At 57.0% G+C, this 24,344-nt stretch carries 20 protein-coding genes; 5 read left to right on the top strand and 15 right to left on the bottom strand.

The features are described from left to right. Positions 1-269 precede the first annotated feature (269 nt). Entirely contained in the window at positions 270-2,195 is a 1,926-nt protein-coding gene (gene iolD, locus N6P30_RS09515; protein WP_058673580.1) for a 3D-(3,5/4)-trihydroxycyclohexane-1,2-dione acylhydrolase (decyclizing), read from the bottom strand. A gap of 11 nt (positions 2,196-2,206) precedes the next feature. Then, a complete protein-coding gene (locus N6P30_RS09510) occupies positions 2,207-3,712 on the bottom strand; it encodes a CoA-acylating methylmalonate-semialdehyde dehydrogenase (protein WP_023294282.1) in 1,506 nt (501 codons plus the stop codon). Between the two features lie 291 nt (positions 3,713-4,003). Here N6P30_RS09510 and N6P30_RS09505 point away from each other — a divergent pair, with 291 nt between their 5' ends. Next, complete coding sequence (locus N6P30_RS09505; protein ID WP_008502123.1) at positions 4,004-4,834, top strand: MurR/RpiR family transcriptional regulator; 831 nt, start codon at positions 4,004-4,006, stop codon at positions 4,832-4,834. Between the two features lie 58 nt (positions 4,835-4,892). Beyond that, positions 4,893-5,891 carry a DUF3883 domain-containing protein gene (locus N6P30_RS09500; protein WP_023294283.1) on the top strand — a complete coding sequence of 333 codons (999 nt, stop codon included), beginning with the start codon at positions 4,893-4,895 and terminating at the stop codon, positions 5,889-5,891. Positions 5,892-5,968: 77 nt separating this feature from the next. Here the strand turns inward: N6P30_RS09500 and guaA are convergent, their stop codons facing one another. Then, complete coding sequence (gene guaA / locus N6P30_RS09495) at positions 5,969-7,546, bottom strand: glutamine-hydrolyzing GMP synthase (protein ID WP_023294284.1); 1,578 nt, start codon at positions 7,544-7,546, stop codon at positions 5,969-5,971. A 67-nt stretch (positions 7,547-7,613) separates the two neighbouring features. Beyond that, positions 7,614-9,080 (bottom strand): IMP dehydrogenase, encoded by a 1,467-nt coding sequence (gene guaB / locus N6P30_RS09490; RefSeq protein ID WP_008502128.1) that lies wholly within the window; start codon positions 9,078-9,080, stop codon positions 7,614-7,616. Positions 9,081-9,238: 158 nt separating this feature from the next. Here guaB and xseA point away from each other — a divergent pair, with 158 nt between their 5' ends. Genes xseA through N6P30_RS09475 form a run of 3 tightly spaced genes read left to right on the top strand, consistent with a single transcriptional unit; the run spans position 9,239 to position 12,041 of the window. Next, a complete protein-coding gene (xseA, locus tag N6P30_RS09485; RefSeq protein ID WP_023294285.1) occupies positions 9,239-10,612 on the top strand; it encodes an exodeoxyribonuclease VII large subunit in 1,374 nt (457 codons plus the stop codon). A gap of 58 nt (positions 10,613-10,670) precedes the next feature. Then, complete coding sequence (locus N6P30_RS09480) at positions 10,671-11,690, top strand: M4 family metallopeptidase (protein ID WP_023294286.1); 1,020 nt, start codon at positions 10,671-10,673, stop codon at positions 11,688-11,690. Next, positions 11,691-12,041: a protealysin inhibitor emfourin gene (locus N6P30_RS09475; protein ID WP_023294287.1), complete on the top strand. Its 351-nt coding sequence runs from the start codon at positions 11,691-11,693 to the stop codon at positions 12,039-12,041. Here N6P30_RS09475 and N6P30_RS09470 read toward each other — a convergent pair. The 11 genes from N6P30_RS09470 to ndk form a co-directional block, all read right to left on the bottom strand. After that, positions 12,038-12,259, bottom strand: coding sequence for a zinc ribbon domain-containing protein (locus N6P30_RS09470; protein ID WP_023294288.1), 222 nt, complete (start codon positions 12,257-12,259; stop codon positions 12,038-12,040). The two genes, N6P30_RS09475 and N6P30_RS09470, sit on opposite strands and share 4 nt — an antisense overlap. A gap of 50 nt (positions 12,260-12,309) precedes the next feature. Then, positions 12,310-13,344 (bottom strand): hypothetical protein, encoded by a 1,035-nt coding sequence (locus N6P30_RS09465; protein WP_023294289.1) that lies wholly within the window; start codon positions 13,342-13,344, stop codon positions 12,310-12,312. 57 nt (positions 13,345-13,401) lie between these two features. Then, positions 13,402-14,946 (bottom strand): peptide MFS transporter, encoded by a 1,545-nt coding sequence (locus tag N6P30_RS09460; protein WP_008502133.1) that lies wholly within the window; start codon positions 14,944-14,946, stop codon positions 13,402-13,404. Positions 14,947-15,246: 300 nt separating this feature from the next. Beyond that, complete coding sequence (der, locus tag N6P30_RS09455) at positions 15,247-16,722, bottom strand: ribosome biogenesis GTPase Der (RefSeq protein ID WP_008502134.1); 1,476 nt, start codon at positions 16,720-16,722, stop codon at positions 15,247-15,249. Positions 16,723-16,834: 112 nt separating this feature from the next. Continuing rightward, a complete protein-coding gene (bamB, locus tag N6P30_RS09450) occupies positions 16,835-18,013 on the bottom strand; it encodes an outer membrane protein assembly factor BamB (protein WP_008502135.1) in 1,179 nt (392 codons plus the stop codon). 10 nt (positions 18,014-18,023) lie between these two features. Then, complete coding sequence (locus tag N6P30_RS09445) at positions 18,024-18,644, bottom strand: YfgM family protein (RefSeq protein WP_008502136.1); 621 nt, start codon at positions 18,642-18,644, stop codon at positions 18,024-18,026. Positions 18,645-18,657: 13 nt separating this feature from the next. Further along, the gene (gene hisS / locus N6P30_RS09440) at positions 18,658-19,932 is read right to left on the bottom strand and encodes a histidine--tRNA ligase (RefSeq protein ID WP_032622984.1); all 1,275 of its coding nucleotides are present in this window, start codon (positions 19,930-19,932) and stop codon (positions 18,658-18,660) included. 80 nt (positions 19,933-20,012) lie between these two features. Continuing rightward, a complete protein-coding gene (ispG, locus tag N6P30_RS09435; protein WP_008502138.1) occupies positions 20,013-21,131 on the bottom strand; it encodes a flavodoxin-dependent (E)-4-hydroxy-3-methylbut-2-enyl-diphosphate synthase in 1,119 nt (372 codons plus the stop codon). A 26-nt stretch (positions 21,132-21,157) separates the two neighbouring features. After that, positions 21,158-22,174, bottom strand: a complete 1,017-nt coding sequence (gene rodZ / locus N6P30_RS09430; protein WP_023294310.1) for a cytoskeleton protein RodZ — start codon at positions 22,172-22,174, stop codon at positions 21,158-21,160. Between the two features lie 292 nt (positions 22,175-22,466). After that, positions 22,467-23,633: a bifunctional tRNA (adenosine(37)-C2)-methyltransferase TrmG/ribosomal RNA large subunit methyltransferase RlmN gene (locus tag N6P30_RS09425; protein WP_023294311.1), complete on the bottom strand. Its 1,167-nt coding sequence runs from the start codon at positions 23,631-23,633 to the stop codon at positions 22,467-22,469. Between the two features lie 169 nt (positions 23,634-23,802). Next, entirely contained in the window at positions 23,803-24,234 is a 432-nt protein-coding gene (gene ndk / locus N6P30_RS09420) for a nucleoside-diphosphate kinase (protein ID WP_154827305.1), read from the bottom strand. Positions 24,235-24,344: the final 110 nt, after the last annotated feature.

The raw sequence follows: 24,344 nt of genomic DNA, 5'->3' as shown, positions 1-24,344 counted from the left end.
CGACTCTATAAATAAAACATTTATTTCATTTTTATAAATAGTGAAAATTATGTTTTTGAGTGCGGGTTAACACTTTTGAGATGAATGAGATAAATTTTGTTATCAATCTCACAACATAGGTGAACGTGCGGCAACTCCCCTCACCCCGGCCCTCTCCCTCAGGGAGAGGGAGTAAAAAACCACACCGAGCCGTCCCCTCTCCCTGAGGGAGAGGGTTAGGATGAGGGGAAAACAAAAATGAAATGAAAATTTCGTTACTTCGGGAAAACTCAATACTGACGGGCTTTTTTCACCTGCGACTGCGTTTGCTCCGCGGCCTCACGCACGGCAGACGACTCTGCCACCTGCGCATCACCGGTTCGCCACCAGGAGGCGTAGTCGTGGGTCATGGTCTTCGGCAGCACCTTGATGTCCAGCAGCGTCGGGCCAGGATGGGCGCGGGCCGCCTCCAGCGCCGCCAGCAGGCTTTGCTCATCGTTTACCCGCCACGCGCGGCAGCCGTAGCTTTCCGCATTTTGCGCAAAATCGACCTTCACCAGCGGCCCGTCAAGCCGCCCGCTTTCCGGGTTGCGATGGCGGTTTTCCGTGCCAAAGCTGCCCATGCCGTGCCCCATCTGCAGGTTGTTAATGCAGCCGAAGCTGGCGTTATCAAACAGCAGAACGGTGACCTTAATGCCCTCCTGAACGGCGGTTTGCAGCTCGGAGTGCAGCATCATGTAGGAGCCATCCCCCACCATGGCGTATACCGGCTGCTCGGGGCGGGCAAGCTTCGCGCCGATGGCTGCCGCAATCTCGTAGCCCATGCAGGAGTAGCCGTACTCCAGGTGATAGCTGTCCGGCGTTTTGACCTGCCAGAGGCGCTGTAAATCCCCCGGCAGCGAACCGGCCGCCCCCACCACGATGGCGTTATCTTCCACATGCTGGTTGATCAGCCCCAGCACCCGCGTCTGGGTCAGGCGGGTATTGAGCGCCTCGCCGTATTCCGCCAGCTGCGCGTCCAGGTGCCCCGCCACTTCGGGCGCGTCGTCAGGACGCCACTGGCGATCCCACAGGCGACGGCACTCGTCGCGCCAGGCGGATTTCGCCTCAGCGATCGCCTCTCCCCAGCCGCTGCGGTAATCACCAAGCGCGTGGGTCAATGCCTCGAGCCCGGTTTGAGCGTCGGCAATCAGCGCCGTGGCGTCCAGCTTCAGGGCGTCAAACTCGGCCACGTTCAGCAGCAGGAATTCCACGTCCGGATGGGAAAAGAGCGCCTTGGAGCCGGTGGTAAAGTCGGTCAGGCGCGTGCCGATGCCGATCACCAGGTCGGCCTGCGGGGCGAGCTGGTTGGCCGCCATCCCGCCCGTCACCCCTACGCCACCGAGGTTAAGTGGGTGGTCACTTACCAGCGCCCCCTTTCCGGCCTGGGTTTCGGCAAACGGCAGCTGCAGCGTCTCGACAAAGTCGCGAAACGCCTCATGCGCGCCGGAATAGCGTACGCCGCCGCCGCACACCACCAGCGGGCGATGCTTGCGGGCGATCAGCGCCCGCGCCTGCGCCAGACGCTGCGGATCGGGCGGACGGCGCTCGATGTGGTGCACGCGACGCGCGAAGAAGCTCAGCGGGTAATCCCACGCTTCCCCCTGCACGTCCTGCGGCAGGCAAATCGTCACCGCACCGGTATCTGCCGGGTCAGTAAGCGTTCGCATCGCGCTGAGCATCGCGCTCATGAGTTGCTCCGGGCGGTTAATGCGGTCCCAGTAGCGGGAGACCGGACGGAAGCAGTCGTTGGTGCTGATGCTGAGATCGTGATACTGCTCGATCTGCTGCAGCACCGGGTCCGGCTGGCGGCTGGCGTAGATATCGCCCGGAAGCAGCAGCAGCGGGATGCGGTTCGCCGTGGCGGTTGCCGCCGCCGTAACCATATTGGCGGCACCCGGCCCGACGGAGGAGGTGACGGCAAAGATGCGCTGACGGCGGTGCTGTTTGGCAAATCCCGTCGCCATATGGGCAATGCCCTGCTCGTTGCAGCCCTGCATCACCTGCAGATGGCCCGGATCCTGCTCCAGCGCCTGGCCGATACCCAGCACGTTGCCGTGTCCAAAGATGGTGGCGACGCCCTCCACGAAGGGCGTTTCATCGCCATCCACGCTGACGTACTGTTGATTCAGGAACCGGACCAGCGCCTGGGCCATGGTCATACGTTCGGTTTGCATAAAATCTCCTGTCAGCCCAGCGTCGGCATGGAGAACGCAGCGCCTGTCTCCTGCTGCATTTCCGGCCAGCGCGCGGTGATGGTTTTCATTCGGGTGTAGAAGCGCACGCCGTCGTTGCCGTGGACGTTGAGCGCGCCGAAGATGGAACGCTTCCAGCCGCCGAAGCTGTGGAACGCCATCGGCACCGGGATCGGCACGTTGACCCCCACCATGCCCGCCTGCACCTCTTCGCAGAAGCGACGCGCGCAGCCGCCGTCACGGGTGAAGATTGCCGAGCCATTACCATATTCATGGCGGTTAATCAGGTCCACCGCGCTGGCGTAATCTGCTACGCGCACCACAGAAAGCACCGGACCAAAAATCTCTTCTTTATAGATGGTCATCTCCGGGGTGACGTTATCGAACAGCGTCGGCCCGACGAAGTAGCCCTGCTCGTGGCCCTTCACGCTGAAGCCGCGACCGTCCACGCGAAGCGTCGCCCCCTGCGCTTCTCCGCTGTCGATGTAGCCCAGCACCTTGCTGCGGTGCGCGGAGGAGATGAGCGGCCCCATTTCGTTTTCCGGCGTCTGGTCCAGCCCCGGCCCGACGCGCAGCGCGGCAATCTGTTTTTCCAGCCGGGCGCAGAGGTCATCGGCGGTGTTATCGCCCACCGCCAGTACCACCGAGAGCGCCATGCAGCGTTCCCCCGCCGCGCCGTAGGCCGCGCCCATGATGGCGTTGGTCGCCATCTCCATGTCGGCATCCGGCATTAAAATGCAGTGGTTTTTCGCGCCCCCCAGCGCCTGACAGCGCTTACCGTGGGCGGACGCGGTCTGGTAAATGTATTCGGCAATCGGCGTGGAGCCGACAAAGCTCACCGCCTGCACCCGCGGGTCGGTCAGGAGCACGTCAACGGACTCTTTATCGCCCTGCACCACGTTGAAGACGCCGTCCGGCAGGCCGGCCTCTTTCAGCAGTTGCGCCAGCGCGAGCGCCAGAGAAGGGTCTTTTTCCGACGGTTTCAGCACGAAGGTATTCCCGGTTGCCAGCGCAATCGGGAACATCCACATCGGCACCATCGCCGGGAAGTTAAACGGCGTGATCCCGGCGCAGACGCCGAGCGGCTGCATCAGCGAGTGGCTGTCAACGCCGGTCCCGACGTTCGCCGAGTGTTCGCCCTTTTGCAGATGCGGAATACCACAGGCAAACTCCACCACTTCCAGGCCGCGGGTCAGCTCGCCCACCGCGTCGGAGAAGACCTTGCCGTGCTCTTCGCTGATGAGGCGGGCCAGGCGATCCATGTTCTCTTCCAGCAGCGCCTTGAAGCGGAACATCACGCGCGCGCGCTTAAGCGGAGCATGACGCGCCCACGCCGGAAACGCCTGCTGCGCGGCGGCGATCGCCTGCTCCGTTTCCTGTGCCGTACTCATCACCACCTGGCGGATCTGCTCGCCGGTGGCCGGGTTGAAGATCGCCTGAACGCGCTGGCCTGAACCGGTGACACATTCGCCGTGAATAAAATTCGCTACCGTCTCCATCCTTAACCTCTCGCTGTTGATACGTGACTTGACCTGAACACTGTGTACTGAACACTATATATGAAACAAATATTCCATTTTAAGTTGAAATAAAATAAATGATGATTATTGTGATCAAGGATGGATTTTTATGTTAACAGCCAGCACCACTGACGCCGCGTGCGCTATTAAGGGTTCTCGGGCGAGGAAATGACTGAATCTTCTGTTTCATTTTTGCTGCCAGATGGATGGCCGACATTTAAAAGACGCGGTTTTGCGTTTAGAATCATATGACTGTATTTGGGGGATAAGATGACGACAGCAACCAGCCTGAACGAACTGCAGCAGCAAATCCGCGATCGCTACGATAGCCTGAGCAAGAGGCTGCAGCAGGTCTCCCGCTACGTGCTGGACAACACCAACAGCGTGGCCTTTGATACGGTTGCCGTTATTGCCGAGCGCGCCGACGTGCCGCCTTCGACGCTGATCCGCTTTGCCAACGCCTTTGACTTCACCGGCTTCAACGAAATGAAACAGCTGTTTCGCATGAACCTGGTGGAGGAGACCGCCAGCTACAGCGACCGCGCCCGGCTGTTCCGCGAGATGGAGAGCGAGGCCGTGCCGGAAACGCCGCTCGATATCCTGCAGGAGTTTGCCCGTTCAAACGCGCAGGCGCTGCAGCAGCTGGCCGCCCGCGCCGAGCCGGAGATGCTGGAGCGCGCGGTACAGCTGCTGGCCGACGCCGACACCATCTACATCGCCGGACTGCGTCGATCCTTTAGCGTCGCCGCGTACCTCACCTATGCTCTGAGCCATCTGGAGTGCCGCCCTATCCTGCTCGACGGCATGGGCGGGATGCTGCGCGAGCAAATCAGCCGCATTAAGGCGCGCGACATCGTGGTGTCGATAAGCTTCTCGCCGTACGCGGAAGAGACGGTGATGGTCAGCGAAACCGCCGCCAGCGTCGGCGCGCGGCAGATTGTGATTACGGACAGCCAGATCAGCCCGCTGGCGACGTTCAGCGATCTCTGCTTTGTGGTGAAAGAGGCGCAGGTGGATGCGTTTCGGTCTCAGTCGGCGACGCTGTGCCTGGTGCAATCGCTGGTGGTGGCGCTGGCGTATCGGTTGGGAGAAGGGAAATAAGGAATCGGTCTTAATGCTTTCCTTAATCATAAACGGTTGGATCTATCAGGGATAAAATGTGAAAAAATTTTTATGGGTGAAATTCGGCTGGTCAGAATATTATCGGGGTGGACCGGTTAATGGTAATTTTGGTTGGCTAAATGAAAATAAAAAAGACGAGCGACGGGGTCACGAGGCGTTCAACTTTGAACCTGCACCTGATGGCACTTATTATTGTTATGTTCCGCCACAAGCAAAACATTATGCCCCTTTAAACGAAGACCCGCACGGATGGACAGTTATTTGTCTTGCGAAAAATCCTCGACGCGCCGGGATCCACATTGTTGGATGGTATGAAGATGCAACGTTGCACGGAAAATGGCTTGTTCCGCCTGACAATGAGATAAAAAAAGCGGGGGATATTAACGTATCTTATAGTGACAGGTCATACTGTATTTCAGCCCAGAAAGCCTATTTTATTCCTCCCGACAAACGAAACGCTCCGTTCTCCGATCCCTCCATAAAACAAGGGAAATATTCCTTTCTCGAAGGACCTGGGGTGGAAATCAACGACAATAAGATACGCGTACTTAACTTGCTGAATCAACGGATGGAAAAAATCTCTCCCTTTGCCATCCTTAATCCAAACGATATTAACTCTCCCGACCCTGAACTTAATACAATCGATCCCTTAACGGGATTCGGTACTCCAGAACATAGGAAACGTGTCGAAAAGCGCGCCGAAGATATCGTCATTACACATTACGAGAAAAAAGGTTTTACCTGCAAACGTATGACGCATCTGCCCTGCGGCTATGATTTCTCATTCACGAAAGGTGAAGAGGAGAGACATATTGAAGTTAAAGGCACATCAAGCTCAACCCCGCAATTTTTCCTTACACGGAATGAACATTTGAAGGGAATGCAATCTAATTCAAAATGGCGTCTGGCAATGGTGACTTCTGCCCTTTCTGAATCGCCGAACTTAATTGAATATACTGCCCGCGACCTGAAACGCGTATTTGAGCTTGAACCTTATGTTTATATTGGAAGATTTCTTCCCACAGTAAAGGAATAATGAAACTATTCATTAGACACAAAAAACCCTCTAAGAAACAGAGGGTTTTTTAGAACGTTAAAAAATTTTAACCGCGTTTATTCCCACTCAATCGTAGCCGGTGGCTTACCGCTGATGTCATACACCACGCGGGAAATGCCGTTCACTTCGTTGATAATGCGGTTAGACACGCGGCCCAGGAAGTCATACGGCAGGTGCGCCCAGTGCGCGGTCATGAAGTCGATGGTTTCCACCGCACGCAGGGAAACAACCCAGTCGTACTTACGGCCATCGCCCATCACGCCGACGGAGCGAACCGGCAGGAACACGGTGAACGCCTGGCTTACCTTGTTGTACAGATCAGCTTTGTGCAGCTCTTCGATGAAGATCGCGTCCGCACGACGCAGCAGGTCGCAGTACTCTTTCTTCACTTCGCCCAGCACGCGCACGCCCAGACCCGGACCCGGGAACGGGTGGCGGTAGAGCATGTCGTACGGCAGACCCAGTTCCAGACCGATCTTACGCACTTCGTCTTTGAACAGCTCGCGCAGTGGCTCAACCAGGCCCATCTTCATCTCTTTCGGCAGGCCGCCCACGTTGTGGTGAGATTTGATGACGTGTGCTTTACCGGTTGCGGAGGCCGCAGATTCAATCACGTCAGGGTAGATGGTACCCTGCGCCAGCCACTTCACGTCGTCCAGCTTCAGCGCTTCTTCGTCGAACACTTCAACGAACACGCGGCCGATGATCTTACGTTTCGCTTCCGGATCGTTCTCGCCTTTCAGCGCGTCCAGGAAGCGCTGCTCGCCTTCCACGTGAACGATGTTCAGACCGAAGTGGTCGCCGAACATGTCCATGACCTGCTTCGCTTCGTTCAGACGCAGCAGACCGTTGTCCACGAAGACGCAGGTCAGGTTTTTGCCGATGGCACGGTGCAGCAGCATCGCGGTGACGGAGGAGTCCACGCCGCCGGAGAGGCCGAGGATCACTTTGTCATCGCCAACCTGCTGGCGGATACGCTCAACGGCGTCGTCGATGATTTTTGCCGGGGTCCACAGGGCTTCACACTGGCAGATGTCACGCACGAAGCGCTCCAGCATGCGCATACCCTGACGGGTATGGGTCACTTCCGGGTGGAACTGCACCCCGTAGAAGCGTTTTTCTTCGTTCGCCATGATGGCGAACGGACAGCTTTCGGTGCTGGCAACGGTCACGAAGTCGGACGGGATGGCGGTGACCTTGTCGCCGTGGCTCATCCACACGTCCAGCAGCGGCTTGCCGTCTGCGGTCAGGGAGTCTTCGATACCGCGCACCAGCGCGCTGTCGGTGACAACTTCAACCTGCGCGTAGCCAAACTCACGCTCGTTAGAGCCTTCTACGTGGCCGCCCAGCTGCATCGCCATGGTCTGCATGCCGTAGCAGACGCCGAATACCGGCACGCCCGCTTCGAACACGTACTGCGGCGCGCGCGGGCTGTTTTCTTCGGTGGTGCTTTCCGGGCCGCCGGACAGGATGATGCCGCTTGGATTGAATTCGCGAATCTGTGCTTCCGTGACATCCCACGCCCACAGTTCACAGTAAACGCCCAGTTCACGTACGCGACGCGCCACCAGCTGAGTGTACTGAGAACCGAAGTCCAGGATGAGAATGCGATGTTTATGAATGTTTTCCGTCATTGACGCTAATTCCGAGGCAAGTGAAACAAAAACAGAGCGCCCGGCAGAAGCCGGGCGCGGAAATTAATCAGGAGCCCAGACGGTAGTTCGGGGACTCTTTGGTGATCGTCACGTCGTGAACGTGGCTCTCCTGGATACCCGCACCGCTGATGCGTACGAATTCCGCTTTAGTACGCAGCAGGTCAATGGTACCACAGCCGGTCAGACCCATACAGGAGCGCAGGCCGCCCATCTGCTGGTGAATGATCTCTTTCAGACGGCCTTTATAGGCAACGCGACCTTCGATACCTTCCGGCACCAGTTTGTCTGCGGCGTTATCGGTCTGGAAGTAACGGTCAGAGGAACCTTTGGACATCGCGCCCAGGGAACCCATACCGCGGTAAGATTTGTAAGAACGGCCCTGGTAGAGTTCGATTTCACCCGGGGATTCTTCGGTACCGGCCAGCATAGAGCCTACCATCACCGCCGCTGCGCCCGCAGCGATCGCTTTCGCGATGTCGCCAGAGAAGCGGATACCGCCGTCAGCGATAACCGGAATACCGGTCCCTTCCAGCGCTTCAACCGCGTCAGACACGGCGGTGATCTGCGGAACGCCCACGCCGGTCACGATACGCGTGGTACAGATAGAGCCAGGACCGATACCCACTTTCACCGCGCTGCAGCCAGCGTCAGCCAGCGCACGAGCGCCTGCGCCAGTAGCTACGTTACCGCCGATGATCTGCAGGTCAGGGTATTTGGCACGGGTATCACGGATACGCTGCAGAACGCCTTCGGAGTGGCCGTGAGAGGAGTCAATCAGCAGGACGTCAACGCCCGCGGCAACCAGCGCGTCAACGCGCTCTTCGTTACCGGCACCTGCGCCAACCGCAGCGCCTACGCGCAGACGGCCATGCTCGTCTTTACAGGCGTTAGGCTTACGTTCTGCTTTCTGGAAATCTTTAACGGTGATCATGCCGCGCAGGTGGAAGTTGCTGTCAACAACCAGCGCTTTTTCAACGCGTTTTTCGTGCATTTTTGCCAGCACCACGTCGCGGGTTTCACCTTCGCGAACGGTAACCAGGCGCTCTTTTGGCGTCATGTACACGCTGACAGGCTGGTTCAGGTCAGTCACGAAACGCACGTCACGACCGGTAATAATACCGACCAGCTCGTTCTCTTCGGTCACCACCGGGTAACCGGCGAAGCCGTTACGCTCGGTCAGGGCTTTCACTTCGTGCAGGGTGGTGGTTGGCAGAACGGTCTGTGGATCGGACACGATGCCGGATTCATGTTTCTTCACGCGGCGAACTTCTTCTGCCTGACGTTCGATAGACATGTTTTTGTGAATAAAGCCAATGCCACCTTCCTGTGCCAGGGCAATTGCCAGGCGCGCTTCAGTCACGGTGTCCATTGCCGCAGAGAGCATAGGAATGTTCAGGCGAATGGTTTTCGTCAACTGCGTGCTGAGATCGGCAGTATTCGGCAGAACGGTGGAATGAGCGGGAACGAGGAGGACGTCGTCAAACGTCAGTGCTTCTTTAGCGATACGTAGCATGGGCAATATCTCTGACCTGGGTGGTTAAATATTGCCGTGGCATTATACAGAGCGTAACCGATTGCATCTACACTTTTTTATAAAAAAGCTTGCGATTGCCTCTCAGCAGGTTACTATCGACTGAATAACTTGCTGATTTAGAATTTGATCCCGCTCACATGTTATCCTCTCAATCCCCCTCAATTTATACCGTCAGCCGCCTTAATCAGACGGTACGTTTGCTGCTTGAGCAGGAAATGGGGCAGGTCTGGATCAGCGGTGAGATCTCTAACTTCACGCAGCCCTCCTCCGGCCACTGGTACTTTACGCTAAAAGACGATACCGCCCAGGTGCGCTGTGCGATGTTCCGCAACAGCAACCGCCGCGTGACGTTCCGTCCACAGCACGGCCAGCAGGTTCTGGTGCGCGCCAATATCACCCTCTATGAGCCGCGCGGTGATTATCAGATTATCGTCGAGAGCATGCAGCCTGCGGGCGAAGGTCTGCTGCAGCAGAAGTACGAACAGTTAAAGGCTAAGCTCTCGGAAGAGGGGCTTTTCGACCAGCAGTTCAAAAAGCCGCTGCCCTCGCCTGCCCACTGCGTGGGGGTCATCACCTCGAAAACCGGTGCGGCACTGCACGATATTTTGCACGTCCTGAAGCGTCGCGACCCTTCTCTGCCCGTCATTATCTACCCGACCGCCGTGCAGGGTGACGATGCGCCGGGGCAGATTGTGCGCGCCATTGAGCTGGCGAACGCGCGTCAGGAGTGCGACGTCTTAATCGTCGGACGCGGCGGCGGCTCGCTGGAAGACTTATGGAGCTTTAACGACGAGCGCGTGGCGCGGGCAATCTTTGCCAGCCTTATCCCCGTGGTGAGCGCCGTCGGCCACGAAACGGACGTGACGATTGCCGATTTTGTCGCGGATCTCCGCGCGCCGACGCCGTCCGCGGCGGCGGAAGTGGTCAGCCGCAACCAGCTGGAGCTGCTGCGTCAGATCCAAAGCGGCCAGCAGCGTCTGGAGATGGCGATGGACTACTACCTCGCCAACCGGACCCGGCGCTTTACCCAGCTTCATCACCGTCTACAGCAGCAGCACCCGCAGCTGCGCCTGGCGCGTCAGCAGACCGTGCTGGAGCGCCTGCGCCAGCGCATGAACGTGGCGGTGGACACGCAGATCAAGCGCGCGGTGTCGCGCCAGCAGCGCGTGACGCAGCGTCTGAACCAGCAGAATCCGCAGCCGAAAATTTATCGTGCGCAAACGCGGATTCAGCAGCTTGAGTACCGCCTGGCGGAAACTCTCCGTGCGCGACTGAGCGCCACCCGGGAACGCTTTGGCAATGCGGTGACCCACCTTGAAGCGGTCAGCCCTCTCTCCACGCTGGCGCGCGGCTATAGCGTGACGACGGCAACGGACGGCAAGGTGCTGAAGCAAACCAAACAGGTGAGTACTGGCGATGTGCTGACGACGCGTCTGTCGGACGGCTGGATAGAAAGCGAAGTGAAATCAATTAAACCGGTGAAAAAGACGCGTCAGCGTAAAACCGGATAATTCTTCGCCGGTTACTTACTATACTGCTGCTATTCCCTTTTTTAATAAGGAGAGCAGCATGCCCCATCTTCATAGCGTTATTCCCCCGTATATTCTTCGCCGTATTATCGAAAGCGGTTCCGAACCGCAGCAGCGCTGTGCCCGCCAGACCTTAACCCACGTCCAGACGCTGATGGCCCATATGCCGGGCAAACCCGCCGCGCCGCATGTGAATAAAGCTGGACAGCTGGAGCGTGATATCTACGATGCGAAACAGACCCAGGAGCTGCCGGGTACGCAGGTGCGTTATGAAGGTCAGCCGTCGAACGGCGATGTGGCGGTAGACGAAGCGTACGAGTATTTGGGTATTACCCATGATTTCTTCTGGAAGGAATATCAGCGCGATTCGCTCGATAACAAAGGGCTTATTTTAACCGGCACCGTTCACTACGGTCGGGAATATCAGAACGCCTTCTGGAACGGTCAGCAGATGGTATTTGGCGACGGCGACGGGGAAATATTTAACCGCTTTACCATCGCCATAGACGTCGTGGCGCATGAGCTGAGCCACGGCGTGACCGAGACCGAAGCCGGGCTTATCTACTTTGAGCAGTCCGGCGCGCTGAACGAGTCGCTGTCGGACGTGTTTGGCTCACTGGTGAAGCAGTACCGTCTGAAGCAAACCGCCGAGAAAGCGGACTGGCTGATTGGTGAGGGATTACTGGCAAAAGGCATCAACGGCAAAGGGCTGCGCTCGATGTCTGAACCGGGCACCGCCTACAACGATCCGCTGCTCGGCAAAGACCCGCAGCCTGCACACATGAAGGATTTCATTAAAACGCGCGAGGATAACGGCGGCGTGCATCTGAACTCCGGTATTCCCAACCGGGCATTTTATCTGGCCGCGACGGCGATTGGCGGCTACGCCTGGGAAAAAGCGGGTTATGCCTGGTACGACACGGTTTGCGATCGCAATCTGGCGCAGGATGCGGATTTTGAGGCCTTCGCAAAACTGACGGTAGCACACGGAGAAAAACGCTCCGGCGGCGACGTTGGGGCGGCCATAAAACAAGCCTGGGAACAGGTGGGAGTGTTGTAAATGCAGGTTCCGGAACTGACGGATGACGCCGTGGTTGAGCTGGCCCGGGAAGGCGGCGTCGCTTTTATTCCCAAGCTGAGCGGCCAGCGCACCATCGCGCTCTCCTCGCTCAATGAGGCCCAGCGCCAGCGCCTGGTGAGCATCCTCGAGCAGGCCTTCCCGCGCGGCCAGCCGCCCGGACAAGTCTCTTCCCCCGGCAGCGGGGACCAGCGCTATTTCCGCATCCAGATTATCTGGACCGGCCAAAATCAGGCGCACTACGCCGATATCATCGTGCTGGTTCCCGAGCAGGAGGCGCCCGAGTCGCTGGTCGAGCTGTGGAAGAAAGGCGAAGGCTGCGTGTGTGATTAACCTTCGGCCCGAACAAACTCCACGCGTTTTTTGGAGATAAGACCGTGGCCGTTCTGGCAGAAATAATCCACTGCCCCGCAGGCTTTTAAGACCTGGAGTGGCTGATGGCACTCCGGGCAGCGGGCTTCAAGCGCAATATCCTTATTACAGCTCTCGCAGTGTGCCACCCCGTTCAGGGGCTCAAGCGGTGCCTGGCAATCCGGGCAGGTAATCGTCATGGTGACTCCTTAAAAGCATTCTGGTCTGCGATCATTTTACCACGTCGCGTTCAGTGCGGGCCACGCAGCTGTTGCTGCAAGGTCAGCAGCAGCTCAACTTCCTCGATTCGGCGACGCGTCGTGCGGCTCACCTCGTGCGGATCCCGTTCAAAAAGACTGCTGGTGCCCAGAATGTGCCCGGCAAGACAGTGCTCGTAGAGTGTCCCGGGGATATGCCAGCGCTCAATATCCTTACCCTCAATCAGCTCAAGCACATCCTCCGCGCCGCGCCGGTCGTAGCTAATGATGCGCCCGTCGCGCAAACAGAGCCGTAATCCTTTTTGCCCGCCCGCGGGTCCCGCGTATTTGTTCAGCCAGATATCCACCGGCACGCCGCTGATGCGGCCCTGAAGATGCGCCTCGCCCTCCGCCGTGGACAGGTCGCCTTTTGCGATAGCGCGGCCCAGGCGGTCTTTAGCCGTGACGACCTGCAGGGTCATCTCATCACTTCCGCCCAGATAACGCACCGTTTCGCGCAGCATCGCCAGCACGTGCGTACCGATATCCAGAATCACGCCGTCCGGGTGGCGAAGCGTACGCGCGTCCGGCTCGCCGGTGGCAAAGTTAAGCGCGATGGGTTCCCCTGCGGCGTTAACTCCGCTCGGCTCCTGCAAAAAGCCGTCTATTTTGACGATGTCAGAGACGCTGCCAACCAGCGACCGCTTTACCGTTTCGATGCGCGCCATCCAGTGATCGAGCGCCAGCACGCGGGAAGCAGCGTCGGGGTTTGCCAGCAGCGCGTTGAGCTTTTCGATTTGGGGAAGCGTGGCGACGATCGGTTTTTCAATCACAATCCGCGGAACGGCCGAGGCTATGGCCTGTTCCAGCACCTCGAGGTGGTGCAGCGATGCGGTGGTAATAAAGAGAGTATCAAGCGGTACGGCGAGAAGTTCCGTAAGCGAAGCGCAGCGCGTGACGCCTTCAGGCTGCCTGGTGGGGAGAACATCAAATCCAAAACAATGAACAGTGTGACCAAAAAGGCGACGCAACGCGGGCAGATACGCGGTTTCCACGACCGCACCAAGACCGACAAATCCTAACTGCATAGTTTCACCTCAGGGAATCGATGCCGGGGCATAACGCCGCCCCGGCAAGCCCGAGGTTTATGAGGCGTTAGCAGCCGGTTTAGTCTGCGCATTTTCCAGCATGCGACGTACCGGAACAATGAGGACGATCAGTACCGCGGCACAAATCAGCAGCGCGACGGAGCAGCGCGCAAAGAGATCCGGCAGCATATCCAGCTGGTCGGCCTTCACGTGGCCGCCAATCAGACCCGCCGCCAGGTTACCCAGCGCGCTCGCACAGAACCACAGCCCCATCATCTGGCCGCGCATTCTCTCCGGCGCCAGCAGCGTCATGGTCGCCAGGCCAATCGGGCTGAGACACAGCTCGCCGAGCGTCAGCATCAGGATACTGCCCACCAGCCAGAACGGCGATACGCCCGCCCCACCGCTGCTCAGCACGTTCTGTGCCGCCAGCATCATCAGGCCAAAGCCCGCTGCGGCACACAGGATACCGATAACAAACTTGGTGATGCTGCTCGGACGAATGTTCATGCTCGCCAGCTTCGGCCACGCCCAGCTGAACACCGGTGCCAGCAGGATGATGAACAGGGCGTTGATTGACTGGAACCACACCGCCGGGATTTCGAAATCGCCGATCATGCGGTTAGTGTAGTCGTTGGCAAACAGGTTGAACGAGGTTGGCTTCTGCTCGAACGCGGACCAGAAGAACGCCGCGGAGATCAGCAGAATAAAGCAGACCAGCAGTCTGGCGCGCTCTTTACGGTTCAGTCCTGCAAAAACAAACAGATAAATAAAGTAGAGGGCAACGGATGCCGCAATCACGTAGACCAGCACGCTGGCTACCGCGACCGGGTTAATCACAATCACACCCTGCGCAATCAGCGTCACGATCGTTGCCACGCCTGCCGCCAGCGCCAGCAGCCAGGCGCCCACGCCGTTACGCTTCACCACCGGGCTGTTCCAGGTGGAATCGAGGCCGACTTCGCCGTCATAGCGTTTCATTGCCGGAACGGCAAACACGCGGAAGATAATCAGCGCCACCAGCATCCCGATACCACCAATACCAAAGCCCCAGTGCCAGCCGTGGGTTTTGATCAGCCAGCCGGAAATCAGCGGGGCAATGAACGAGCCCATGTTGATGCCCATATAGAACAGCGAGAAACCGCCGTCACGGCGCGCGTCGCCTTTTTTATAAAGGGTACCGACCATTACCGAGATACAGGTCTTAAACAGCCCGGAGCCGAGCACGATGAACATCAGGCCGATAAAGAACAGGTTATTGCCCATGATGGCCGAGAGCGCAATCGACAGGTGACCGAGCGCAATCAGGATCGAACCGTACCAGACGGCTCTCTGCTGGCCGAGCCAGTTATCCGCCAGCCAGCCGCCCGGCAGCGCGGCCAGGTACATGGTACCGGCAAAGATACCGACAATCGCCGAGGCGTTTTCACGCGCCAGGCCCATCCCGCCGTCATAGACGGTGGCGGCCATAAACAGGATCAGTAACGGACGAATGCCGTAAAACGAGAAACGCTCCCACATCTCGGTGAAGAACAGCGAACCGAGCGGATACGGGTGGCCGAAGAACGTTCGGCTTTCTTTTTGATTAACAGAGGATTGCATAATTCTCCCGAAAGGTATGTCGTCGTGCTTGTAAACACCAGCAGGTACGCCGGCCAGTTACGTATCTGGCCGATTTTTTACATGCGGCGAAAAGTTGGTTAACCATTTGATAACCAGGCGCTAGTTTTGTCTAGTACCGGACCCTGGACTTTAAGATGAAAATTCGACGATTGTCTACTTTCTTAGATTTAAACTTGGTTAAAAGTGAATAGTGATTGACTTCACACAGAGAAAACCGGCGGTATGAATGGGCAAAAAAAAGCCCGCGAGAGTCGCGGGCTTTCGTGCGTTCAGCAAAGCTTATTTGCTTTTCTTAATGTGCTTAATCAGACGCTTACGCTTGCGCATCTGGTTTGGCGTCAGGGTGTTGCGCTTGTTGGCGAACGGGTTTTCCCCTTCCTTGAACTGGATACGGATAGGCGTGCCCATCACGTCCAGCGACTTACGGAAGTAGTTCATCAGATAGCGCTTGTAGGAATCCGGCAGGTCTTTCACCTGGTTGCCGTGGATCACCACGATTGGCGGGTTATAACCACCGGCGTGGGCGTATTTCAGCTTCACGCGACGGCCGCGCACCAGCGGCGGCTGATGGTCTTCCGCAGCCATATTCATGATACGGGTCAGCATGGCGGTGCTCTGACGACGGGTGGAGCTGTCGTACGCTTCGCGCACGGATTCGAACAGGTTACCCACGCCGCTGCCGTGCAGCGCAGAGATGAAGTGTACGCGAGCAAAGTCGATAAAGCCCAGACGGAAGTCGAGGGTCTCTTTCACCTGCTCACGCACTTCATTGCTCAGGCCATCCCATTTGTTGACCACGATAACCAGTGAGCGCCCACTATTGAGGATAAAGCCGAGCAGAGAGAGGTCCTGATCGGAGATCCCTTCGCGTGCGTCGATAACCAGCAGCACGACGTTGGCATCTTCAATCGCCTGCAGGGTTTTGATAACGGAGAATTTTTCCACCACATCGGTGATTTTCCCGCGCTTACGCACCCCGGCGGTGTCGATGAGGACATACTCACGCTCATCGCGCTGCATCGGGATGTAGATACTGTCGCGGGTGGTGCCCGGCATATCGTAAACGACCACGCGCTCTTCACCCAGAATACGGTTAGTAAGTGTAGACTTACCTACGTTTGGACGGCCCACGATGGCCAGCTTGATCGGCAGATCCTGCGGGTTGAAGTCGTCTTCAGGCTCTTCTTCTTCGCCCGCTTCGCCGTCTTCAAACTGCGCCCAGTATTCCGCGTCTTCGTCCACCTCTTCCGGCGGGTTCACTTCGTCAACCCACGGCAGCAGAACGGTTTCCAGCAGGCTGGTGACGCCACGGCCATGCGATGCCGCGATAGGATAGATTTCACCCAGACCCAGTGACCAGAAATCTGCGATAGCCTGATCGGCATCGATGCCGTCGGTTTTGTTCGCCACCAGGAAGGTTGGCTTTTCGCGTGAACGCAGGTGTTTAGCGATAGCGGAGTCCGCCGGCATCAGGCCAGCGCGCGCGTCCACCATGAACAGCACCACGTCCGCTTCTTCAATCGCCAGCAGCGACTGTTCCGCCATGCGGGTTTCCACGCCGTCTTCTGTGCCGTCAATACCACCGGTATCAATACAGATGAACTCGCGACCTTCCACCTCTGCACGACCGTACTTACGGTCACGCGTCAGCCCCGGGAAATCCGCAACCAGCGCATCACGGGTGCGTGTTAAACGGTTAAAAAGAGTGGATTTTCCAACGTTAGGGCGCCCGACAAGCGCGACCACAGGTACCATGTTTGAAGCCTCATAAAATTCAAAATAACGTCGCTTTCGCGGCGTTTTTAAAAATGTCAAAACGGCTCCTGAGTGAACAGGAGCCGTTTAGTATACTACAACCGCCGGGTAATTAACGCGTGATCGCGTACAGCGTGCCGTCTTTTGCCTGAATCAGCAGTTTGCCGTCGGCCACAACCGGGTCGGTCAGGAAACCGGAGCTGTCGACTTTTTGCTGCGCAACAAAGCGGCCATTATCCGGATCGATCCAGTGCATATACCCTTCGCTGTCGCCGACAACCAGGCTACCGTTGTACAGCGCTGGCGCAGTCAGCAGACGGTGCAGCAGATCGCTTTGCGTCCACAGCGTCACGCCGCCTTCGGTGCTCAGGGCCAGCAGACGGTCGTTCTGGTCAACCATATAGATGCGGTTACCTTCAACGATGAAATCATTCACCGAGCCCAGCTCACGTTTCCACATGATCTGGCCGCTGCGCAGATCCAGCGCGGTCAGGTTGCCGTTGTAGGCCAGCGCGTAAACCACACCGTTAACGATGACCGGCGTTGTGTCCACGTCGCTCAGACGGTCAATTTCCGTTGAGCCAGTGGCCTGAGAGATACGCTGCTGCCAGATCATCTGGCCCTGCTGCATCAGCACGGCGCTTACGCGACCGTTGTCGCCGCCGACAATGGCAGCACCAAATGCGGTAGCCGGGGCAGATTCGCCACGCAGAGAGAGCGCAGGCATATCCAGGTTAACGGTCCATTTCACCAGGCCGTCCGCTTCGTTCAGCGCCTGCAGCTGGCCGTTGCTGGTATGAATCAGCACCAGGCCATCGCTCACCACCGGACGAGAGAGGGATTCACCCGCCACGGTCGTTTGCCAGGCAATGGAACCGTCGCTGCTGTTCAGGGCATAGACCTGCGCTTTTTCGCTGCCCACGTAGACGTGGCCACCGGCAACGGTCAGGCCGCCAGACAGCAGTGCAGGCTTACGGGAGAACCAGCCGTCTTTTTCCGCCAGGTTAACGGACCACACTTCTTTTCCGTCATCCGCGTTCACCGCTTTCACGGTACCTTTGCGATCGGCCGCATAGACAACGCTGTCTGCATACGCAGGATGAAGGTTGGAATAGAAATCACCAATCCCATTGCCCACGGAGACATCCCACGCGGTGGATGGGGTAAACTGGTTTTCAACCGTCGGCAGTGGGGACATTTTCACAACGTCTTCTTCGCCACTGAACAGTGAACAACCACTCAATAACGTAACAGAAAGCAGTCCTGGCAGAAGTAATTTACGCAATTGCATCGGGTCCCTCTCAGACGGACAAATTATTTATTTTCATCTGCATCATTTCGCTCAGCGCAGGTGAGGCATTGCTCTCTACGCCAGCTTGCCACGCTTTACGCGCGCCCGCTTTGTCACCTTTGCTCAGCAGTGCTTCACCGCGCAGATCGGCAACGATGGCAGCAAAGCCTTCGCCTTTGATGGTATCGAGCGTTTTCAGCGCATCGTCAGCTTTCTTCTGCTGAACCTGAATACGTGCCAGGCGCAGATTGATCACCGCTTTCAGATTTTCATCACTGGCGGCAGCAAGGCCCTGAGACAGCTGAGCAACGGCTTTATCCAGTTCGTTCTTATCAACGTACTGCTGAGCCACTTCCAGCGCAGCCAGTGCACCGTAGGTGTTTTTGTTGTCAGCCGCAAATTTTTCTGCCGCCGTCAGCGTTTGCGGCTGATCGGCACGAATTGCGCTCACGGTATTTTCATAGGACAGGGACGCGCCGCGCGCGGAATCCGCCTGATGATTGTTCCAGTAACGCCAGCCTACCAGCGCACCGACACCTAAAATAACCCCAACAACCAGCGCTTTGCCGTTTTCAGCAAAGAAGCGTTTAATCGCGTCGACCTGATCGTGTTCGTTCTCGTAAATTTCCACGCAGTCCTTCTCCTTAGCCCAATAGAGTGCGCAAGTGCGCCGCAACGCCGTCCTGCGTTACTGTTGTCTGCTCACCAGAGCGCAGGTCTTTCACCACCACTTCGCCGTTGGCCACTTCGGACTCACCCAGCACCAGTGCGATACTTGCGCCCCACTTATCGGCACGAGCAAACTGTTTTTTGAAGTTGCCGCCGCCATGGTTGGTCATCAGCTTAACGCCCGGCAGCGCATCGCGCACGCGTTCGGCAAGCTGCATTGCCGCAGACTGCGTTTCCGCGCCTGAGGCCACCAGGTATATATCGACAACGGAATCTGCTTTAAATTCCGGATTAACTGCCTGAACCAGCAAAACAAGTCGCTCAAGACCCATCGCGAAGCCAACCGCAGGCGCAGCGCGACCGCCAAGTTGCTCAACCAGACCGTCGTAACGGCCGCCCGCGCACACGGTGCCCTGAGAGCCGAGGCTGGTGGTGACCCACTCAAACACGGTACGGTTGTAGTAGTCCAGACCGCGCACCAGACGCTGGTTTACGGTGTAGGCGATGCCAGCCGCTTCAAGCAGCTTGCACAGGCCCGCGAAGTGTTCGCGAGATTCTTCATCCAGGTAATCACCCAGCGCAGGCGCATCGTTCAGCAGTGCCTGAACATCGGCGTTTTTGGAATCCAGAACGCGCAGCGGGTTGCTGTACATGCGACGTTTGCAGTCTTCGTCCAGCTTCTCTTTATGCTGTTCCAGGAACGCCACCAGCGCATCGCGGTAGTTCGCACGCGCTTCCAGAGAACCGATAGAGTTCAGCTCGAGGGAAACGTGATCGGCGATACCGAGCGCACGCCACCAGCGGGCGGTCAGCATAATCAGTTCAGCGTCGATGTCCGGGCCCTGCAGGCCAAAGACTTCCACACCCAGCTGATTAAACTGGCGATAACGCCCTTTCTGAGGACGTTCGTGGCGGAACATTGGGCCGATATACCACAGACGCTGCTCCTGATTGTACAGAAGACCATGTTCGATGCCGGCGCGTACGCAGCCCGCCGTCCCTTCCGGACGCAGGGTCAGGCTGTCGCCGTTGCGGTCCTCAAAGGTGTACATCTCTTTTTCAACCACGTCGGTCACTTCACCGATCGCGCGTTTGAATAACGGGGTCTGCTCTACAATCGGCAAACGAATTTCGCTGTAACCGTAGCTGCCGAGCACCTGCTTCAGCGTGCCTTCAATGCGCTGCCAGATGGCGGTTTCGCCAGGCAGATAATCGTTCATGCCGCGGATGGCTTGAATGTTTTTTGCCACGTTTATTCTCTTTCTATATACAAAAAAAACCCAAAGAATGGGTTCAATCATACATGGGAAGCTCACGGCTTCCCATCACGTTATTTTTCAACCTGCTGAACGTTGATACGCTGTGTCTCGTCCATCATGGCGGCTTTGGCGCGGATGCGGGCTTCAAGCTGGTCGATCATGTCACTATTATCCAGACGATCTTTTCGAACGCCATCTTCATAGAGACCACTTTTCTTGTTACCGCCGGTCACGCCCAGGGTTGACACCAGGGCTTCACCCGGACCGTTCACCACGCAGCCGATGATGGAGACGTCCATCGGGGTGATAATGTCTTCCAGACGTTGCTCCAGGGCATTCACCGTACCGATCACATCGAACTCCTGACGTGAACAGGTTGGGCAGGCAATGAAGTTGATCCCACGCGCGCGAATACGCAGTGATTTCAGGATATCGAAGCCGACCTTGATCTCTTCGACAGGATCCGCCGCCAGCGAGACGCGCAGGGTGTCACCGATCCCTTCAGAGAGCAGCAGCCCCAGACCGATCGCGGATTTTACCGAGCCGCTACGCAGGCCGCCCGCTTCGGTGATCCCGAGGTGCAGAGGCTGATCGATCTGCTTTGCCAGCAGGCGATAAGATTCTACGGCCAGGAACACGTCGGACGCTTTTACGCTGACTTTGAACTGATCGAAGTTAAGGCGATCGAGATGATCGACGTGACGCATCGCGGATTCGAGCAGCGCCTGCGGCGTAGGCTCACCGTATTTTTCCTGCAGATCTTTTTCCAGGGAACCGGCGTTAACGCCGATACGGATAGGAATATTTTTATCGCGGGCGCAGTCCACGACCATGCGGATACGCTCTTCGTTACCGATGTTGCCCGGGTTAATACGCAGGCAATCGACGCCGTATTCGGCCACTTTCAGTGCGATGCGGTAGTCGAAGTGAATATCAGCCACCAGCGGAACGCTGACCTGCTGTTTGATCAGTTTGAACGCCTCAGCCGCATCCATGGTCGGGACGGAGACGCGAACAATATCCGCGCCGACACGTTCTAATGCTTTGATTTGATTGACCGTCGCTTCCACATCGGTGGTGCGCGTATTGGTCATCGACTGAACGGCGATAGGTGCCCCATCGCCGATTGGCACATTCCCAACGTAAATCCGTTTCGATTTTCTACGTTGAATCGGAGCCTGGTTATGCATGAAAAATCTCCCGCGTTGCCCGTCTGTTACTGTGCTGCTGATTGTTCGGCATTAACGGTAAGACGTGCAACCTGGTTAGTTCTGATAAAGCGGCTCAGGTCGACAGGTTTTCCTTGATACTGGATCTGTACCGCTGCCGGAGCGCCGATTTTAAGTTTATAAGGCGCCTGGCCCGTTAGGTTTAACGTGCCATCTTTACGCTGCAGGCCGCTGAACAGTTTTTTACCTGTCGCGTCAGTCACTTCCAGCCAGCAGTCGGCACTGAAGTTCATTACCAGCGCGTCAGGATCGGCTGCGGGTGTCGCCGTACCCGCCGGGCTGGTTGGCAGAGACGCTGCGGTATTGTCTGCAGGCTGAGTAGCCGCAGGCGCGTTCGCCGCAGTATCAACATTCGCCTGAGAAGGGGCAACCACCGCGTTTTGATCCTGAGCCTGAGGCGCAGCGGTATTAGCCGTTGCTGCCGGAGCCTGCGCAGCATTGGTCGCTGTCGCATCTGGCGCTGCGGTCTGTGGCTCGCTGGAAGTCGCTGCACCGTCGGTATTCAGCGGCACGCTCTGGGCGTTATCCGTTCCGGCCTGGTTGAGTTCGGCGGAGGATTGATCGGCCATAGTGGTGATCTCTTCCTGCTGCGCCTTGTGGTTTTGCCACCACCACGCACCGGTCAGACCGACCACCACAAACAGCACCAGCCAGGTAAAGCTCATCAGCCAGCCATCACGTTTTTTACGACGTTTCCCCAGGGAGAAGGTCTGCATCGGCGCAACTTTTGCTGCACGGACCGGCGCCTGCTTCTCCATCATTGGCAGTAATTCGTTTTCGGGGATGTGCACCAGTTTTGCGTAAGAGCGGATATAACCGCGCAAGAACGTTGAAGCCAGATCGGCGGGTGCCTTATCTTCTTCAATATCGCGAACCGTGGAAACCTTCAGGCACAAGCGTTCTGCGACGGCTTGCTGGCTGAGTCCGAGTTGTTCACGGGCGTTGCGAAGACGAACGCCAGTGGAGAGTGCTTCATGTTGGTCGTGAGTGGCTTCAGTATTCATTCGCTACAACTACTGGTACGTGAAAAAAAGGGTTCAGGCGCCGGTGAGTCACAATGCCACCCGCACCGCGAAACTTCTGGTCAGTTAAGCTTGAACACAGAGTATAAGACTGTCAGCCCGGAGATGACAGTACAGCCCTGCCCGTACGGCTAAACTGTTGTTACGTCGTTACATACTGCCCGAAAGTCGGATGAAACGCACCGTAATTATTGATCAGTCTTCACGAATCTGACTGATTATTCAGTAAGGTTATGTCTCACGGCGCAGATAATGCGCCGTGAGTGCATAATAATCAAACAGCTTTAACCGCGATCGCCTCGCCCTGCATGCGTTTACGCAGGGTACGCTTGGTACGGTCAATAACATCACCAGCCAGCTGTCCACATGCGGCATCAATATCATCACCACGCGTTTTACGCACGATGGTGGTGAAACCATACTCCATCAGCACCTTGGAGAAACGGTCGATACGGCTGTTCGAGCTACGGCCATACGGCGCGCCCGGGAACGGGTTCCACGGGATCAGGTTGATTTTACATGGCGTATCTTTCAGCAGTTCAGCCAGCTGATGCGCATGTTCGGTACCGTCGTTGACGTGGTCCAGCATCACGTACTCGATAGTGACGCGACCCTGGTTGGCGTTGGATTTCTCCAGATAGCGACGTACGGCAGCGAGGAAGGTTTCGATATTGTACTTTTTGTTGATTGGCACAATTTCGTCACGAATTTCATCGTTTGGCGCGTGCAGGGAGATCGCCAGCGCGACGTCAATCATATCGCCGAGCTTGTCCAGCGCAGGCACAACGCCTGAGGTCGACAGCGTGACGCGACGCTTGGACAGACCAAAGCCGAAGTCATCCAGCATGATTTCCATCGCCGGAACGACGTTGGTCAGGTTCAGCAGCGGTTCACCCATCCCCATCATCACCACGTTGGTGATTGGGCGAGTGCCGGTCACTTTTGCCGCGCCGACGATTTTCGCAGCACGCCAGACCTGGCCGATAATTTCTGAAACACGCAGGTTACGGTTAAAGCCTTGCTGCGCGGTTGAGCAGAATTTGCACTCCAGCGCACAGCCAACCTGGGAGGAGACGCACAGCGTCGCGCGGTCTTCTTCCGGAATGTAGACGGTTTCAACGCGCTGATCGCCCACCGCAATCGCCCATTTGATGGTGCCATCTGCGGAGCGCTGCTCTTCCACTACTTCCGGGGCGCGGATTTCAGCCACTTCTTTGAGCTTATTGCGCAGGACCTTGTTGATGTCAGTCATGTCATCAAAATTGTCGCTGCAGTAATGGTACATCCACTTCATGACCTGATCGGCACGAAACGGCTTTTCGCCCATCTCTTTGAAGAACTCGCGCATCTGCTGACGGTTCAGATCCAGCAGGTTGATTTTTCCATTTTTATTGGGAACCGCAGGAATGGCGACTTCGGAGGTATTCACTAATTCAGACATAATATTTACCGGCCTCGTTGTTACACGTTATGGCCCATGGAGGGTTGAATAGAAACGCCCCGGAAAGCGGTCTGCTCGTCCGGGGCGTTGCATTGTACAAAGTCTGGCGCAGGGATGCCACGTCTGGACGCGGCATTTACGAAAATAATGTGTAAACGAAACCGTTAAATTAACGAGTACGTGGACACACTTCGCCTTCTGCGAAGAAGAAAGCGATTTCGCGTGCAGCAGATCCAACAGAGTCAGAACCGTGGGTACCGTTCTCGGTGAAGCTATCAGCGTAGTCAGCGCGCAGAGTACCTGCCAGCGCGTTGTCCGGGTTGGTTGCGCCCAGCAGGTCGCGGTGACGCTGTACGGCGTTTTCGCCTTCCAGTACGGATACCACGATTGGACCGGAGGTCATGAACTCCACCAGGCCGTCAAAGAATGGGCGACCTTCGTGCTCAGCGTAGAAGCCGCGAGCCTGCTCAACGGTCAGGTGCAGCATTTTGGTACCAACAATTTTGAACCCTGCAGATTCAAAGCGAGCGAAGATGCTGCCAATAACGTTTTTTGCCACCGCGTTTGGTTTGATGATGGAAAAAGTACGTTCAATAGCCATGATAACCTCTGTCAATGTTCTGTTGTTTTGCATACCTGAGTATGGTGTGGCGCGGATTATAAAGAGCTATAGCGCTATTGCCTATGGTTCTGCATAACATTTTTTTAAAA

The sequence above is a fragment of the Enterobacter sp. PL1 genome (assembly GCF_945957325.1).
Lineage (GTDB): Bacteria > Pseudomonadota > Gammaproteobacteria > Enterobacterales > Enterobacteriaceae > Enterobacter > Enterobacter roggenkampii.
The sequence above is the reverse complement of the archived record's forward strand: the minus strand, read 5'-3'. Positions and strand labels throughout refer to the sequence as shown.

Bases quoted from the DNA above. Each gene is read 5' to 3' on its own strand.
- iolD (WP_058673580.1), bottom strand. From the start codon at position 2,195: ATGCAAACCGAACGTATGACCATGGCCCAGGCGCTGGTCCGGTTCCTG.
- N6P30_RS09510 (WP_023294282.1), bottom strand. From the start codon at position 3,712: ATGGAGACGGTAGCGAATTTTATTCACGGCGAATGTGTCACCGGTTCA.
- N6P30_RS09505 (WP_008502123.1), top strand. From the start codon at position 4,004: ATGACGACAGCAACCAGCCTGAACGAACTGCAGCAGCAAATCCGCGAT.
- guaA (WP_023294284.1), bottom strand. From the start codon at position 7,546: ATGACGGAAAACATTCATAAACATCGCATTCTCATCCTGGACTTCGGT.
- guaB (WP_008502128.1), bottom strand. From the start codon at position 9,080: ATGCTACGTATCGCTAAAGAAGCACTGACGTTTGACGACGTCCTCCTC.
- xseA (WP_023294285.1), top strand. From the start codon at position 9,239: ATGTTATCCTCTCAATCCCCCTCAATTTATACCGTCAGCCGCCTTAAT.
- N6P30_RS09480 (WP_023294286.1), top strand. From the start codon at position 10,671: ATGCCCCATCTTCATAGCGTTATTCCCCCGTATATTCTTCGCCGTATT.
- N6P30_RS09475 (WP_023294287.1), top strand. From the start codon at position 11,691: ATGCAGGTTCCGGAACTGACGGATGACGCCGTGGTTGAGCTGGCCCGG.
- N6P30_RS09470 (WP_023294288.1), bottom strand. From the start codon at position 12,259: ATGACGATTACCTGCCCGGATTGCCAGGCACCGCTTGAGCCCCTGAAC.
- N6P30_RS09465 (WP_023294289.1), bottom strand. From the start codon at position 13,344: ATGCAGTTAGGATTTGTCGGTCTTGGTGCGGTCGTGGAAACCGCGTAT.
- N6P30_RS09460 (WP_008502133.1), bottom strand. From the start codon at position 14,946: ATGCAATCCTCTGTTAATCAAAAAGAAAGCCGAACGTTCTTCGGCCAC.
- der (WP_008502134.1), bottom strand. From the start codon at position 16,722: ATGGTACCTGTGGTCGCGCTTGTCGGGCGCCCTAACGTTGGAAAATCC.
- bamB (WP_008502135.1), bottom strand. From the start codon at position 18,013: ATGCAATTGCGTAAATTACTTCTGCCAGGACTGCTTTCTGTTACGTTA.
- ispG (WP_008502138.1), bottom strand. From the start codon at position 21,131: ATGCATAACCAGGCTCCGATTCAACGTAGAAAATCGAAACGGATTTAC.
- rodZ (WP_023294310.1), bottom strand. From the start codon at position 22,174: ATGAATACTGAAGCCACTCACGACCAACATGAAGCACTCTCCACTGGC.
- N6P30_RS09425 (WP_023294311.1), bottom strand. From the start codon at position 23,633: ATGTCTGAATTAGTGAATACCTCCGAAGTCGCCATTCCTGCGGTTCCC.
- ndk (WP_154827305.1), bottom strand. From the start codon at position 24,234: ATGGCTATTGAACGTACTTTTTCCATCATCAAACCAAACGCGGTGGCA.